This window comes from Leifsonia sp. NPDC058248, from assembly GCF_042881905.1.
GTDB lineage: Bacteria > Actinomycetota > Actinomycetes > Actinomycetales > Microbacteriaceae > Leifsonia.
Genome location: NZ_JBHVXB010000002.1, coordinates 38,454 through 53,655 on the forward strand (window position 1 = coordinate 38,454; position 15,202 = coordinate 53,655).

13 protein-coding genes and 2 tRNA genes are annotated in these 15,202 nt (G+C 67.7%); 11 read left to right on the forward strand and 4 right to left on the reverse strand.

Translation table 11 applies throughout. The features are described 5' to 3' along the window. Positions 1 to 22: 22 nt before the first annotated feature. Positions 23 to 721: a hypothetical protein gene (locus ACFVV5_RS03280; RefSeq protein ID WP_387238927.1), complete on the reverse strand. Its 699-nt coding sequence runs from the start codon at positions 719 to 721 to the stop codon at positions 23 to 25. Positions 722 to 801: 80 nt separating this feature from the next. Between ACFVV5_RS03280 and ACFVV5_RS03285 the strand changes: the two genes are divergently transcribed. The 3 genes from ACFVV5_RS03285 (at position 802) to ACFVV5_RS03295 (ending at position 4,865) form a co-directional block, all read left to right on the forward strand. Continuing rightward, complete coding sequence (locus ACFVV5_RS03285; protein ID WP_387238929.1) at positions 802 to 1,113, forward strand: hypothetical protein; 312 nt, start codon at positions 802 to 804, stop codon at positions 1,111 to 1,113. A gap of 707 nt (positions 1,114 to 1,820) precedes the next feature. Continuing rightward, entirely contained in the window at positions 1,821 to 3,971 is a 2,151-nt protein-coding gene (locus tag ACFVV5_RS03290; protein WP_387238932.1) for a hypothetical protein, read from the forward strand. Positions 3,972 to 3,995: 24 nt separating this feature from the next. After that, the gene (locus ACFVV5_RS03295; RefSeq protein WP_387238935.1) at positions 3,996 to 4,865 is read left to right on the forward strand and encodes an NmrA/HSCARG family protein; all 870 of its coding nucleotides are present in this window, start codon (positions 3,996 to 3,998) and stop codon (positions 4,863 to 4,865) included. Positions 4,866 to 4,891: 26 nt separating this feature from the next. Here ACFVV5_RS03295 and ACFVV5_RS03300 read toward each other — a convergent pair. After that, positions 4,892 to 4,962: transfer RNA gene (locus ACFVV5_RS03300), tRNA-Gly, on the reverse strand. Positions 4,963 to 5,132: 170 nt separating this feature from the next. Between ACFVV5_RS03300 and ACFVV5_RS03305 the strand changes: the two genes are divergently transcribed. The 7 genes from ACFVV5_RS03305 to clpX all read left to right on the forward strand — a co-directional run bounded on the left by ACFVV5_RS03305 (position 5,133) and on the right by clpX (position 10,789). Beyond that, positions 5,133 to 5,210: transfer RNA gene (locus ACFVV5_RS03305), tRNA-Pro, on the forward strand. A 53-nt stretch (positions 5,211 to 5,263) separates the two neighbouring features. Continuing rightward, positions 5,264 to 6,679 carry a trigger factor gene (gene tig, locus ACFVV5_RS03310; RefSeq protein WP_387238938.1) on the forward strand — a complete coding sequence of 472 codons (1,416 nt, stop codon included), beginning with the start codon at positions 5,264 to 5,266 and terminating at the stop codon, positions 6,677 to 6,679. 82 nt (positions 6,680 to 6,761) lie between these two features. Continuing rightward, a complete protein-coding gene (locus ACFVV5_RS03315) occupies positions 6,762 to 7,244 on the forward strand; it encodes a tetratricopeptide repeat protein (RefSeq protein WP_387238941.1) in 483 nt (160 codons plus the stop codon). A 109-nt stretch (positions 7,245 to 7,353) separates the two neighbouring features. Further along, positions 7,354 to 7,950, forward strand: coding sequence for an ATP-dependent Clp protease proteolytic subunit (locus ACFVV5_RS03320; protein WP_387238944.1), 597 nt, complete (start codon positions 7,354 to 7,356; stop codon positions 7,948 to 7,950). 25 nt (positions 7,951 to 7,975) lie between these two features. Further along, positions 7,976 to 8,644 (forward strand): ATP-dependent Clp protease proteolytic subunit, encoded by a 669-nt coding sequence (locus ACFVV5_RS03325; protein ID WP_387238947.1) that lies wholly within the window; start codon positions 7,976 to 7,978, stop codon positions 8,642 to 8,644. Between the two features lie 10 nt (positions 8,645 to 8,654). After that, positions 8,655 to 9,401 carry an AAA family ATPase gene (locus ACFVV5_RS03330; RefSeq protein WP_387238950.1) on the forward strand — a complete coding sequence of 249 codons (747 nt, stop codon included), beginning with the start codon at positions 8,655 to 8,657 and terminating at the stop codon, positions 9,399 to 9,401. 113 nt (positions 9,402 to 9,514) lie between these two features. After that, positions 9,515 to 10,789 carry an ATP-dependent Clp protease ATP-binding subunit ClpX gene (gene clpX / locus ACFVV5_RS03335; RefSeq protein WP_387238953.1) on the forward strand — a complete coding sequence of 425 codons (1,275 nt, stop codon included), beginning with the start codon at positions 9,515 to 9,517 and terminating at the stop codon, positions 10,787 to 10,789. Between the two features lie 38 nt (positions 10,790 to 10,827). On the opposite strand, the gene ACFVV5_RS03340 is transcribed toward clpX, so the two are convergent. Further along, the gene (locus ACFVV5_RS03340; protein ID WP_387238956.1) at positions 10,828 to 12,138 is read right to left on the reverse strand and encodes an ion channel protein; all 1,311 of its coding nucleotides are present in this window, start codon (positions 12,136 to 12,138) and stop codon (positions 10,828 to 10,830) included. 64 nt (positions 12,139 to 12,202) lie between these two features. After that, positions 12,203 to 14,242: a M3 family metallopeptidase gene (locus tag ACFVV5_RS03345; RefSeq protein WP_387238959.1), complete on the reverse strand. Its 2,040-nt coding sequence runs from the start codon at positions 14,240 to 14,242 to the stop codon at positions 12,203 to 12,205. A gap of 94 nt (positions 14,243 to 14,336) precedes the next feature. Here ACFVV5_RS03345 and ACFVV5_RS03350 point away from each other — a divergent pair, with 94 nt between their 5' ends. Beyond that, positions 14,337 to 15,143, forward strand: coding sequence for a methyltransferase domain-containing protein (locus ACFVV5_RS03350; RefSeq protein WP_387238962.1), 807 nt, complete (start codon positions 14,337 to 14,339; stop codon positions 15,141 to 15,143). Positions 15,144 to 15,202 lie beyond the last annotated feature (59 nt).

Here is a 15,202-nt window from a genome sequence, read left to right on the forward strand (position 1 = left end):
GGTTCAGGGCGGGCTCCGGATGCTAGTGCGGGTCCGTGCTCTCGGGCGGTGACGGGAACCGCGGTTCGTAGCTGCTCCATGAGCGGATGAACCGCCGGAACGTCAGCTGGAGCACGATCACCAGGTAGGCGGCCCCGCCGACGAGCCCGGAGATCAGTGCGATGGTCGACGGGACGCTGAAGCTCGCCACGATTCCGGCGACGAACAGCCCGACCAGGGCGGCGTTGACCGTCGTGATCAGCATCATGCTGCTTCCCGCGAAATGACCGGGGCCGGACCGCTTGCCGAACATGACGTACGTGTCCCGGCTTCCCTCACGGTCGTCGTACGCGGACGTCATGAGGTAGGGCCGGATGCCCGGGTCGAGTTCGGCGTACGCGGCTCGCAGCCGATTCATCGCGAGTACATACGCGAGGTCCTCGAACCCGACATTGAACACCCGGATCTGGGTGAGGATGCCGATTCCCAGCACGACGGCCAGCACGATCATCGCCAGGACGGGGAACATCCCGTCGAAGTCCATCGCCTGTCCGGCGAGAGCGAGACTGACCAGCCCGGCCGAGGTGAGGGTGAGGAAGAGGCTGATCCGGGTGAGCACTTCGGCCTGCGTTGTGCTGCGCGAGGCGAGCAGGCTCCAGTGCTCGGTTGCGAGCAGCTGTGCGCGCACCGACGGGGGAACCTGCCCGGGATCGTCGGGCGAGGGGACCGCGTGGTCCGACATGCGTCCATTGTGCTCCCGACCGGGAGCGACGGCTAGCCGGATGGTGGACGCGCCGCGGGCTCGGGCGCTACGGTTTCACCGTGTCCACCGAACCAGTGAAGCCGCAGAGCGCCCATCTCGGCGATGTCGTCGTCACCGTGCTGCTCATCATCGGCTCGATCGGTCTGGCCATAGGTCTCTTCTTCGGCGTGTTCTTGTGGGACACCACCGGCGGAACCCACGCGCTCGGCTTCTTCCTCGGCGTCTTCGTCCCGCCGGTGCTCACGGTTATCGGCGTGATCGGCGGGATCATCGCGCTCGTGCGGCGCCGACTCGCCTTCATCTACCCGCTCGCAGGCATCGTGCTGAGCCTGCTGTCCTGGTGGATCGCGCAGTCGCTCGCCACGTCCTAGGGGCCACGGACCTCGAATCACGTCCAACCCTTCGCGGCTGGATTCGGGATTATAGATGAGTAATAATCAAATTGTGGTAGCGGAGTAGCGACCGAGGCGTCTACCATCGGCACATCCGTACCCTGTAATGCGATTTCAGATCCTCCCGTCTTCTCGATCACCGGTCTCAGCCATTCGACAGTCGTCGCTGTTTGAAGGGAGCCCGCGTGCGCCGCGTGCTGGCAGCCTTCTTCTCGCTTGCGCTCGCGCTGGGTGCGGCGATCTTCCTCGCCGTTCCGGCGTCAGCAGTGGAGTCGCACGGCGACGGCCACGGATCGGGATCGCATACGTGGGCACGCCATCCGGCGCCCACTCCCACCCCTGCGCCTGTGGCCCCCGCGCCCACGCCGACGCCCGCTCCCTCTCCGACTCCGGCGCCGACTCCGGCGCCTGAACCGTCACCGACACCCCCTCCGGCTCCGGCTCCGGTGGCCATCCGGGCGCCTGCTCCCGCTCCGGCGCCGACACCCGACCACGAGCACACGACGGGGAGTCAGCCGTCCTCCGCGCCCACACCCGCGGCCACCCCGACCCCCACGTCTGAAGACTCCTCGACTCACACGCCGGCGCCGACCCCGACTCCTACGCCGGAACCCACCTCGACTTCCACCCCGGCCCCGACCCCTGAGCCGCGACCACACCACCACGACGAGGACGATCATGACCAGGTGCCCGCGATCAGCTACTCCTTCTCGCCCGGTGCCGTCTCGACCTTCGGCACCCTCCAGCGCGGCGCGAACGGAATCGACCTGTACTCGGTGAGCGGCGGCTATGCGGCATTCAGCAGCGCGTGCACCTGGAACTGGGCGAAGCCGGTCTGCACCTTCGGCTCGCTCGCGCCCGGAACCTGGGAGCTCAAGCCGCACTATGCGCTGAACGGCTTCGACGAGTACTTCAGAATCGGAAGGGCCGCCTTCTTCGTCGTCCCTGCGGCCCCGACGTTCACCGCCGTCGACAACGGCGACCGCACGGTGACCTTCGACGGAACAGGGGTCTCCGGTGATCGCGTGATCGTGAAGGGGGCGGATAACGAGCGCGTGTGCTCGGCGACGGTCGACGGCGAAGGCCGGTGGTCCTGCGCGAGCGACACGATGAGGCCGGGGGACTACTCCTTCACCGCCGTCCAGGTGGATGGTTCGTCCGGCCGCTCGGCCGGCGTCGATTGTGCGACCTACGTGCCGGGCGGAGTCTCCCCGCGGTCCGATCCTGCGCAGGTGACGGTCGCGCCGCCTGGACCGATCACGATCGACCCGAACAGCTGGTCGTTCGGGATCTTCGGAGTCGACCTCAGCCATCTGCGCCTGGGCGACCACTTCACGATCAGCGGCACAGGACTGCCGGCCGGACTGTCGATCTCGATCGAACTGCATTCGACGCCGGTCGTGCTCGGTGCAACGACGGTCGCGACGGACGGCTCGTTCACACTGGATGCCTCAGTCCCTGCCGACACGGTGCCGGGCGCACATGACGTCATCGTGTCGGTCAGCGGAGCCGGCGTCGTTCCGGCCGCCAAGAGCATCCAGGTGACAGTGCTCCCTCCGGATGCCGTCCCGGTGCCTCCGCAGCCCCCGGTGCCGACGCAGGCTCCCGACGTCGTGCCCGTTCCGACCGCTGCGGGCATCCCGTTCGTGCCGCCGGTACCGGTCCCGCTCGCCGACGTGCCCATCGCCGCCGTCCCGTTCGTCGCCGCGCACGGAACCGCGCACGAGACGGCGCCCGCCCCGAGCGAGGGCGAGGCGCCGACGGCGACCGAGCCCGGGGCGGCGCCCGCTGAGCCGAGAGCCGCAGGAGTCGCCCCCAACATCCTCACGAACGCCATCCGCACGATCCAGGACATCCTGGCCCACCCGCAGAAGGTGTCGGCCTCGATCGCGATCGGTCTGGTGCTCATCATCTTCGCGACACTCCCGGCGCACCTGCTGAACGCGACGCTCTCCGAACAGTACGAGCGGTTCGCCCGGCGCCTGCCGAAGCCGAAGAAGCCACCGCACTGGCTGGAGGCGGTCACCGCGTGGCTCAACCGTGAGCCGGTGGTGGGCGTGCTGACGATCGTCGTCACCACGGCGCTTCTGTTCGGATTCGCCGACCCGTCGTTCGGCTTCACCCTCGCCTCGCTCCGCCTGTTCCTCGCGTGCGCCGTCGCGCTCTTCTTCGTCGGCTACGTCGCCAACGCCGTCACGGTGGTCATCGCACACCGTCGGTGGGATGTCGACGTGGCGATCTCCGTCCGGCCGCTCGGGCTCATCCTGACCGTGATCGGTGTCATCCTGTCGCGGTTCCTGCACTTCTCGCCCGGGTTCCTTGTCGGCTTGATCCTCGGCCTGACGATCGCCAGCGGCAAGTCGGTTCAGGCGTCCGCGTGGAAGGTCGTGCTCACCCGCACGGCGATCCTGCTGACGATGGGCATCGCGGCGTGGGGCGCGTTCAGCCTGCTGGCGACGGAGCACCAGACAGAGGAGTCGTTCGGGTCGGCGCTGCTGGCCGAGACGCTGGTCGCGGTCACGACCGAGAGTCTGGTGGCGCTCGTCGTCGTGCTGCTGCCGTTCCGCTTCCTCGAGGGCGAGCGGATCTACCAGCGCTCCAAGATCCTGTGGGCGGGGGTGTACCTCTTCGCACTGACCGCGTTCCTGGTGGCCGTGGTCTCGTGGGACGGCAACTGGGAGGTGCTGGGAACGGCGTTCTGGCTCTGGATGGCCGTGTTCCTCGTCTTCGGCGCTCTCTGCCTGGCCGTCTACCTGTACTTCCGGTTCTGGGCTCCGCCGCTGTACGAGGAGGGCGAACCGGAGAACGAGCAGGTCCCGATCAGCGACGAGGCGTAGGCTCCGTTCGCGAAGGAGTCACTCGTGACGACAATCGAGACACCGACGATCGCCGTGTTTGGCGCAACCGGCAAGCAGGGCGGTGCTGTCATCGACGCCCTGCTGCCCACCGGGGCACGCGTTCGAGCGCTGGTCCGCACACTCGGCTCGGAGCGTGCGGAAGCCCTCGCCGAACGCGGCGCGGAGGTCGTGTACGCGGATGTCGAGGATCCCGCATCCCTTGCTCCTGCACTCACCGGAGCCGACGCGTTCTTCTTCATTACCACTCCGGCCAACCCGCACGGCATCGAGGGCGAGACCGAGATGGGCATCGCGCTCGCGGATGCGGCAGCGCTGGCGGGCGTCGGACACGTCGTCTACAGCTCCGTGGGCGGCGCCGAACGCCACACGGGGATCCCGCACTTCGAGAGCAAGCGCCGGGTCGAAGAGCACCTGGAGACGCTGGACCTGCGTGCCACGTTCGTTCGGCCGGTACTGTTCATGGACAACTTCGGGCTCAGGGGCGTCAGCGTCGAAGACGGGCAGGTCGTCGTCCGGCAGGTGGTGCCGGAAGAGGTTCCGATGCAGATGGTCGCCGTGCGAGACATCGGCCTGGTCGCGGCCGCCGTCCTTCAGGGCGCCGACGTGACGGGTGGCGCAATCGAGATCGCCGGCGATGAGCGCGCCGGCAACGAGATCGCAGCCGCCTTCGGCTTGCACCTCGGCCTTCCCGCCCGCTACGAAGCGCTGCCGATCGGGGTGCTCGGCGGCAGTTTCGACGCGACGGCCATGTTCGAATGGTTCGCGAAGCCGCCGTCGTATCAGGCCGACTTCGCCGCCACGCGAGGGCTCGACCCGGATGTCCTCGACCTTCCCGGATGGCTGGCCGCCACGGCGTGGAAGCCGGGGGAGTGAGGGGCGCGGATCGGACGCCAGAAGAGAGGGGATGACGGGAATCGAACCCGCGTAATCAGTTTGGAAGACTGAGGCTCTACCATTGAGCTACATCCCCGGACCCGCCCATGAGCGGGGCACCCTGGACATCGTAGTACAGGTTTCGCCGCCGGCTTGACCGGGACACCGCCGTACTCGCGCGTGCAGTAGACTCGTGCGTGGTCTTTCGCCCCCGACGGGTTCGCTCGCGTCGTGGTAACGGACCTGGCGGGTTGAGGTCGACGAACCCGGGGCGTAGCTCAGCTTGGCTAGAGCGCCCGCTTTGGGAGCGGGAGGTCGCAGGTTCGAATCCTGTCGCCCCGACCAGACCTCGTGCCGTACGACAAGACCATCGTTCAACTACAGGAGAACCCAACAACGTGAAGACCACGGTCGAAAAGCTGAGCCCCACTCGCGCCAAGCTCACCATCTCGGTGACGCCGGAGGAGCTGAAGCCGTCCATCAACCACGCGTATGAGCACATCGCCGAGCAGGTGAGCATCCCGGGCTTCCGCAAGGGCAAGGTTCCGCCGGCGATCATCGACCAGCGCGTCGGCAAGGCCGCCGTCCTCGAGCACGCGGTCAACGAGGGTCTCGACGGGTTCTACCGTCAGGCCGTCGACGAGAACGACGTGCGCCCGCTGGGCCGTCCCGAGGCAGACATCACCGAGTGGCCGAATGAGAAGGACTTCTCGGGCGACCTGCTCCTGACCATCGAGGTGGATGTCCGCCCCGAGGTGAAGCTGCCGAAGTACGACGACGTGAAGATCACGGTCGACGCCGCCGAGGTCACCGACGCCGACGTCGACGCCGAGCTCGACAACCTGCGCAGCCGCTTCGGCACGCTGGTCACCGTCGATCGCCCCGCCAAGTCGGGCGACTTCGCCCAGATCGACCTGGTCGCGATGATCGGTGGCGACGAGGTCGACACCGCCAGCAGCATCTCCTACGAGATCGGCTCCGGCGAGCTCATCGAGGGCATCGACGAAGCGCTCGACACCCTGACCGCCGGCGAGACCACCACGTTCGAGGCGCCGCTCATGGGCGGCGACCACGAGGGTGAGAACGCCGAGATCACGGTCACCCTCCTCGCCGTCAAGGAGCGCGAGCTTCCGGATGCCGACGACGACTTCGCGCAGATCGCCAGCGAGTTCGACACCATCGGCGAACTGCGGGACAGCGTTCGCACCCAGGTCGAGCGCGCCAAGACCTTCGGTCAGGGCACCAGCGCCCGCGACCAGCTCGTCGACAAGCTCCTCGAGCTCGTCGAGATCCCGGTGCCGGCCCAGCTCGTCGAAGACGAGGTCCACCGTCACCTCGAGCAGGAGAACCGGCTCGAAGACGACGTGCACCGTGCCGAGGTCGCCGAGTCGAGCGAGAAGACCTTCCGCACTCAGATCCTCCTCGACGAGGTCGCTCAGGCCGAGAACGTCAAGGTGAGCCAGGACGAGCTGACCCAGTACCTCGTGCAGGGTGCCGCCCAGTACGGCATGGACCCGAACGAGTTCGTCAAGATCATCAGCGAGAACGGCCAGATCCCGTCGATGGTCGGCGAGGTCGCCCGCAACAAGGCGCTCGCGATCATCCTCGGCAAGGCCGAGGTCACCGACTCGAACGGCAACAAGGTCGACCTCACCGAGTTCACCGCGCTGCCCGACGACGAGGAAGACGCGGAGAACGTCTTCGAAGAGGTCGTCGAGACGGCCGACGCCGAAGAGGCCGCCGAGGCCGCGGCCGAGGAGGCCCCCGCCGCCGAAGCGAAGCCCAAGAAGAAGGCTGCTGCCAAGAAGAAGTAGCAACACGCCGAGAGGCCGGGAGTCGAATGGCTCCCGGCCTCTCGCGTACCCGGCGCTGTTCGCTTCGAACCAAAAGGATTCCATGAGCTGGCAGGAACGTATCGACGCCGTCTGGGCAGGCGCGGACGACCTCACCAACGACGAAATGGTCGAGGCGATCGACGCGCTCGTCGCCGAGCGACCCGCGACCGATGCCGTCGCCCTGTTCGAGGCCGCCGGGGCCCGTGACCACGCCGGCCGGGAGGCGGAGGCCGAGCCGCTCTACCGCCGGGCGCTCCAGGTGGGCCTGCCCGAGCCGCAGCGGGCGCAGGCGGTGATCCAGCTGGCGAGCACGCTCCGCAACCTCGGTCAGGCCGAGCAGAGCGCGGCGCTGCTCGAGGCGGAGCTGCGCGAGCATCCGGAGCATGACCTGGCGGATGCGGCCCGCGCGTTCCTCGCGCTCGCTCAGCACGACACAGGCCGGCACACAGACGCCCTGCAGCTCGCGCTCAGGGCGCTGGCGGCACACCTGCCGCAGTACGGACGGGCCGTTTCGGCGTACGCGTCCGAGCTCGGCGCGCCGTAGCTCGCGCCTCGCAGCGCGCCTCGCCGCTCTGCCCAGGGCGAACAGGCCGGTAATGCGGTGGCCGCTCCGATAGATTCGTTTCCGAAGCGACAAGGAAATGGAGCGACACATGGCCGACATGGGCATGCAACCCAGTGTTTTTGACCGACTGCTGAAGGACCGCATCATCTGGCTCGGCTCCGAGGTGCGGGATGACAACGCGAACGAGATCGCCGCGAAACTGCTGCTCCTCGCAGCCGAGGACGCCAAGCGCGACATCTACCTCTACATCAACTCTCCCGGTGGCTCGATCACCGCGGGCATGGCGATCTACGACACCATGCAGTTCGTCCCGAACGACATCGTGACCGTCGGCATCGGCATGGCGGCCTCCATGGGGCAGCTGCTGCTCACCGCCGGCACCAAGGGCAAGCGCTACATCACCCCGAACGCCCGGGTGCTGCTGCACCAGCCGCACGGTGGCTTCGGCGGAACCGCCAGCGACATCCAGACTCAGGCCGCTCTCATCCTCGACATGAAGAAGCGCCTCGCCGAGATCACTGCCGCCCAGACCGGCAAGTCGGTCGAGCAGATCAACGCCGACGGTGACCGCGACCGCTGGTTCACCGCGCAGGAGGCCCTCGAGTACGGCTTCGTCGACCACATCCGCGAGACGGCCACCGACGTGGTCGGCGGCGGCGGAACCGACGCGGACGCCGTCAAGTAGAGACCACGGAAGGAAACAGACGAAAATGAACATCCCCAACTTCGGTGGTCAAGCGTTCAACGGGGTCCAGGCCCCGGGCGCGCGCTACATCCTGCCGAGCTTCGAGGAGCGCACGGCCTACGGCTACAAGCGCCAGGACCCGTATGCGAAGCTCTTCGAAGACCGCATCATCTTCCTCGGCGTGCAGGTGGACGACGCTTCGGCCGACGACATCATGGCGCAGCTCCTCGTGCTCGAAAGCCAGGACCCCGACCGCGACATCGTCATGTACATCAACTCACCCGGTGGCTCGTTCACCGCGATGACGGCGATCTACGACACGATGCAGTACATCCGCCCGCACATCCAGACGGTTGTGCTCGGCCAGGCCGCCTCGGCTGCCGCCGTGCTCACCGCCGCCGGCACCCCCGGCAAGCGGCTCGCACTGCCGAACGCCCGTATCCTCATCCACCAGCCCGCCGTCGGCGAGGCCGGACAGGGCCAGGCGTCCGACATCGAGATCCAGGCGAACGAGATCATGCGCATGCGCACCTGGCTCGAGGAGACGCTCGCGCACCACTCGAACCGCTCGCAGGAGCAGGTGAACAAGGACATCGACCGCGACAAGATCCTGTCGGCGGCCGAGGCCCTCGAATACGGACTGATCGACCAGGTGCTGACCAGCCGAAAGACGCTTCCGGCTCTCGTCAAGTAGAGTCACCGGCATGACCGAACGGGGCGATCGTCTAGCTGACGACCGCCCCGTTCGCCGTGTCGTCGCCTATCAGGACGCGCCGTGGGATCCGGAGGTCTGGCCCGGCACGATCCCTGCGGTGGCGCAGGTGATGCGCGAGGGGCTGGAGCTGGGCAGCGGGGTGACCTTCCTCGTCGGCGAGAACGGCAGCGGCAAATCCACGCTGGTCGAAGGCATCGCGACCGCATACGGACTGCCCCCGGAGGGCGGCAGCAACCAGGGCTCGCACATCACGCGCCCCTCGGAGTCGCCGCTGGGCGAATGGCTGCGCGTCGAACGGAGCCCGTCGGCGGCGCGCTGGGGCTTCTTCCTGCGTGCGGAGACGATGCACGGCTACTACACCTATCTCGAAGAGCTGGGCGGTCCGGATGCCGTGCTGCACTCCCTCAGTCACGGCGAGTCGTTCAACGAGCTGCTCGAGACCAAGCTGAACCATCCGCAGTTCGTCGCCGGCCTCGTCGTGCTCGACGAGCCCGAGGCTGCGCTGTCGTTCGAGTCGACCTTGCGCTGGCTGGCCAACCTCGACGAGATGGTGAGACGCGGCACGCAGGTGCTCTGCGCGACGCATTCGCCCATCCTCGCCTCGCTGCCGGGCGCACGGCTGCTCGAGACGGGGGAGTGGGGCATCCGGGAGAGCACGTGGGAGGACCTGGAGATCGTGCAGCACTGGCGGCTCTACCTCGCCGACCCGCAACGGTACCTGCGACACCTCCTGTGAGGCGCATCGCTCACGGCGAACGCGCCGTAAAAGCATTTGCGGCACGGGTGCGCATCTTTGTCGCTCGCACAGGTTAGGCTCATCAGAAGATACCCGAAGGAGGAGGGTGACGGATGGCTCGTATCGGGGAAAGCGCCGATCTGCTCAAATGTTCCTTCTGTGGCAAAAGCCAGAAGCAGGTTCAGCAACTCATCGCCGGTCCGGGCGTGTACATCTGCGACGAATGCGTCGAGTTGTGCAACGAGATCATCGAGGAGCGCCTCGCGGAAGCGGGCGAGGAGACGTCGAGTGAGTTCGACCTCCCCAAGCCGAAGGAGATCTTCGGCTTCCTCGAGGAGTACGTCATCGGGCAGGAAGCGGCCAAGCGTGCACTCGCCGTCGCCGTGTACAACCACTACAAGCGGGTTCGCGCCCGTGCGACGATCACCGCGGCCGACGCCATGGACGACGTCGAGATCGCCAAGAGCAACATCCTGCTGATCGGCCCGACGGGCTGTGGCAAGACGTATCTCGCGCAGACGCTCGCCAAGCGGCTGAACGTGCCGTTCGCCGTCGCCGACGCCACCGCGCTCACCGAGGCGGGCTACGTCGGAGAAGACGTCGAGAACATACTTCTCAAGCTCATCCAGGCCGCCGACTACGACGTCAAGCGCGCTGAGACGGGCATCATCTACATCGACGAGGTCGACAAGATCGCCCGCAAGGCCGAGAACCCGTCGATCACGCGCGATGTGTCGGGTGAGGGCGTGCAGCAGGCACTGCTGAAGATCCTGGAAGGCACGGTCGCCTCGGTTCCTCCGCAGGGCGGCCGCAAGCATCCGCACCAGGAGTTCATCCAGATCGACACGACCAACGTGCTGTTCATCGTGGCCGGCGCGTTCGCCGGGCTCGAAGACATCATCTCCCAGCGTGCGGGCAAGAAGGGCATCGGCTTCGGCGCCCCGCTCCACAGCAAGGGCGACGACGTCAACCTGTTCAGCGAGGTGCTGCCGGAAGACCTGCACAAGTTCGGTCTGATCCCCGAGTTCATCGGCCGCCTGCCTGTCGTCACGACCGTCACGCAGCTCGACCAGGTGGCGCTCATGCAGATCCTGACCGAGCCGAAGAACGCGCTCGTGCGGCAGTACCAGCGCATGTTCGAGCTCGACGGCGTGCAACTCGACTTCGAGCCGCCGGCGCTCGAGGCCATCGCCGACCTCGCGGTGCTGCGCAAGACAGGCGCCCGTGGCCTCCGGGCGATCATGGAAGAAGTGCTCGGCCCGATCATGTTCGAAGTGCCATCGAGCTCCGAGGTCGCCCGCGTCGTCGTGACGCGCGAGGCCGTGCTCGAGAACGCCGCGCCGACGATCGTGCCTCATCGTCCACGCCGCGAAGAGAAGTCGGCGTAGGGCCCAGAGCCCGACGTCCGAGCAGCGCTCGACAGCGATCAGCTGTCGGGCGCTGCTTTCTGCGCGGGAACGGCCGGTGGTCCGGCCTCCGGCGCGGGAGCAGTGATGAGCATCAGCGGGGCGCGCGACACCATCAGCCAGGTCGGCAGGATCACCAGGATGAGCAGAGGGATGACCGCCGCAGAGCCTGTGACGGCCGCGGCGATGAACAACGCGATCCAGCCGTCGCGCGCGATGGCCAGGGTGAGGCCGAGCACGCCCGCGCCGACCGCGACGGCCAGCGGTATCGACGGCACGAGCGCGTTCGCGAGCACCCCCACGGCCGCTCCGATGAACACGGCCGGAAAGATGCGGCCGCCACGGAACCCCGCCGACGCGGCCACCACCAGGGCGACCAGCTTCACGCCGACGATGCCGACCAGCTGCCACGCGGTGTAGTCGGCACGCGACTGCACGAGCTCGCCCATCTGCTCCAACCCCTTGAACAGCGTGATCGGGCCGCCGAGGGCGCCGAGGACGCCCAGCACGATTCCGCCGAGGGTGATGTAGATCAGCGGATGCCCGAGACTGTGGAAGGCGCGGTGGACGAACGGGAAGGCGTAGACGCCGGCCAGCCCGAGCAGCGTCGCGACGACCCCGATGACGATGGCGGACACCACATCGACGGCTTGCGGCGAGGTGTAGGCGGGCATCGGGATCGTGAACGACGGATGCGCGAGCAACGTCATCGTCAGCGCGCCGGCCGCCGCGGACACCAGCGGGAGGAAGAGGCGATCCCACAGAGCCCCGCCGGTCTTGAGAGCGGCAACGACGCCGGTGAACACGAGGGCGGCTGCGACCGGCGTGCCGAAGAGCGCCCCGATCGTCCCGGCAGCGGTGATCAGCACGATCAGGTTCGAGGGCACTTTCGGCCAGAGGCGGGCGACAAGGGCGACCAGGAGACCCGTGTTGATGGCGATGATCGGGTTCTCCGGCCCGAGGCTCACCCCGCCGGCCAGTGCGAGCACGGTGACCAGGAGCAGCGACGGGATCACGGCGAGCCGGAGCGGGGTGCCGATGAGCTCCGTAGTCGCGGAGTCGGGTCCGGCGTGGCCGGGAACCAGCCACACGGAGAGACCGACCGCGAAGCCCGTCACGCTCAGCACGGCGAAGATCCACCAGCCCGACGAGGGGTCGACGCCGATCGCGCCCGGGAGGGCTTTCCAGATGCCGTCCTCGAGGACGCCGGCGAGCTCGTCCAGGCCCCAGAGGACCAGGGCGGACACCACGCCGACGATCACCGCCGGGATCGACAGTCGCACGAGCGTCCGGATCGTCGGTGTGCCGGTGTCGTCCGTCGCCGAAGCCATCGTGAACCCTCCCCGCGTTGGCCTCAGCGTAGGGCCAAGCGCGGGCAGGGGTCCAGCACCGGAATCAGCTGTCGAGGCCGCGACGCTTCAGAAGCGGCTCGATCACCGCATCCCGGCCCCGGAAATCGCGGTACGCCTCCAGCGGGTCCTTCGAACCACCGACGCCGAGGAGGCGCAGGCGGAAACGGTCGCCGTTCTCGCGCAGCAGGCCGCCGTTCTCCTTGAACCATTCGACAGTGTCGGCGTCGAGCACCTCGCTCCAGATGTAGGAGTAGTAGCCGGCGTCGTAGCCGCCCGAGAAGGTGTGGGCGAAATACGTGCTGGCGTACCGGGTCGGGACAGCGGGGTTGTCGAGCCCGACCGCCTGAAGGGCGTCCGCCTCGAACGCTGCGACGTCGGTGACGGTCTCACCGGCGGTGAGCGCGTGCCAGGCCTGGTCGAGCAGCGCGGCGGCAAGGTACTCGCTCGTGTGGAAGCCCTCGTTGAAGGCCTCCGACGCGTGCAGCTTGTCGACGAGCTCCTGGGGCATCCTTTCGCCCGTCTGATAGTGCACGGCATAGTTCGCGAGGATCTCGGGCCAGAGCATCCACATCTCATTGACCTGGCTGGGGAACTCGACGAAGTCGCGGAAGACGTTGGTGCCGGCGAACTTCGGGTAGGTGACCCGGGCGAACAGGCCGTGCAGGGCGTGCCCGAACTCGTGGAAGAGCGTGTTGGTCTCGTCGTAGCTGAGCAGTGTCGGCTCACCGGCGGCAGGCTTCGGCACGTTGAGGTTGTTGACGACGACTGTCGGGTTGCCGAGCAGCTCCGACTGCGAGATGAGGGGGTTCATCCACGCGCCGCCGCGCTTCGAGTCGCGGGTGTAGAGGTCGAGGATGTAGAGCCCCAGGGGCGAGCCGTCCTCGTTGTGCACCTCGAAGACGCGGGCCTCGGGGTGGTACGCGTCCAGGTCGGGACGCTCGGTGAACGTGATCCCGTAGAGGCGGGTCGCGGCGTAGAAGACGCCGTCGCGCAGGACGCGCTCGGCCTCGAAGTACGGACGCATCGCCGCGACGTCGACGTCGTACGTCGCTTGACGGACCTTCTCGGTGTAATACGCCCAGTCCCACGCCGCCAGTTCGAACGCGTCGCCGATCTGCTCCTGCAGGTCGGCCTGTTCGGCGCGGGCGTTGCGCGCGGCCGGGGTCGCGAGGCGGCCCAGCATGTCGGCGACCGCCTGCGGGTTCTTCGCGGTCTGATCGGCGGTCACGTAGGCAGCGTGGGTGTCGAAGCCGAGGAGCCGTGCCCGCTCGGCCCGCAACCGCGTGATGTCCAGCACGAGCTGGCGGTTGTCGTTGTCTCCGCCGTGGATGCCCCGGGCGCGGGATGCGGTCATCAGTCGCTCGCGCACGTCACGTTCGGTGAGGGCGGCCAGATAGGGGTGACCGGTGGGCAGCACGAGGGTGACGACGAACTTCCCGTCGAGCCCGCGCTCCTTCGCCGCCTCGGCCGCCGCAGAGATCTCGCCCTCACCGAGGCCCTCGAGCTCGGACGCGTCGTCGAAGACCACTGCGAGTTCGTTGGTGTCGGCGAGAAGGTTCTTCTCGAACCGGGTGGTCAGAGTGGAGAGGCGCTGGTTGTAGTCCTTGAGCGTCTCCTTGTCCTCGTCGCTGAGACCCGCGCCGGCGAGGGTGAACTCGGCGTGGTATCGCTCGACCAGATAGCGCGACTCCGCGTCGAGGTCGAGACTGCCGAGCTGGTCATGCAGGGTCTTGATCCGTGAGTAGAGCCGCGGGTCGAGACGAATGGCGTCCTGGTGCGCCGCGAGCAGAGGCGCGATCTCCTCTTCGAGCGCATTGGTGAAGTCGCTGCTGTCGGAGGAGCTCTTGTTGAAGAACACCTCGGCGACGCGGAGGAGCGTCTGCCCGGAGGTCTCGAGCGGGATCATCGTGTTCTCGAACGTCGGCGCGTCGGAGTCGGCGGTGATGGCTCGGATCTCGGCCAGCTGCTCCTCGAAACCCTGAGCGAAGGCGGGGCGGTAATGCTCGTCGCGGATGTCTGCGAACGGCGGCAACTGGTAGGGGAGAGTGCTCGGAGCGAAGAACGGATTCGAAGATTCTGCCATTTCCCCAGCCTAGGACGCGAGGGTGCCGGAGCATGTCACCCGCCGTTCCGTAACACGCCGGTCGGGCGCAACCTCGGCTGCATAGGATGTGCCCATGGACCTGCATGAGCGCTATACCCACGGCCATCACGAGAGTGTCCTCCGCTCCCACACCTGGCGCACCGTCGCCAACTCGGCCGCCTATCTGGTGCCCTACCTCGTGCCGGGCGCCTCTGTGCTCGACGTGGGAAGCGGCCCGGGAACGATCACCGTCGACGTGGCCGAGCGGGTCTCGCCGGGGCAGGCGGTCGGCATCGACGCGTCGCCGGACATCGTCGCGCGGGCGAGCTCCTACGCGGCAGAGCGCGGGGTGCGCAACGTGCGGTTCGAGGTCGGTGACGCCTACCGCATCGACGCTGACGACGACACCTTCGACGTGGTCCATGCGCACCAGGTGCTGCAGCACATGTCCGACCCCGTCGCCGTTCTCGCCGAATTCCGGCGCGTGACGAAGCCCGGAGGCGTCGTCGCCGCGCGGGATGTCGACTGGGGGGGCACGATCTGGGCGCCGCTGCTGCCAGGACTGGGCGAGTGGATGCGCATCAACCAGGCGGTGCAGCGCTACAACGGCGGCGAGCCGTTCGCCGGGCGCCTGCTGAAGGCGTGGGCGCTGGAGGCGGGCTTCGAGCGCGTCGACGGCAGTGCCTCCATCTGGTGCTTCGCCTCGGACGAGGAGCGTGCGTGGTGGGGCGACTCGTGGAGCGTCCGTGCCCGGGAGTCGGATTTCGCGACGTACGCGCTCGAGGCCGGGCTGACGGACGAGGGCGGCCTGCAGGCGGTGTCCGCTGCCTGGCTGGAGTGGGCGACGTCGCCTCAGGGCTGGTACGCCATGCCGCACGGAGAGATCATCGCGCACGTCTGACGGGTGCGAAGAGCGGATGCAAAGAGCCGGTTGCAAATGATCGATTGCAAAGAAGTAGT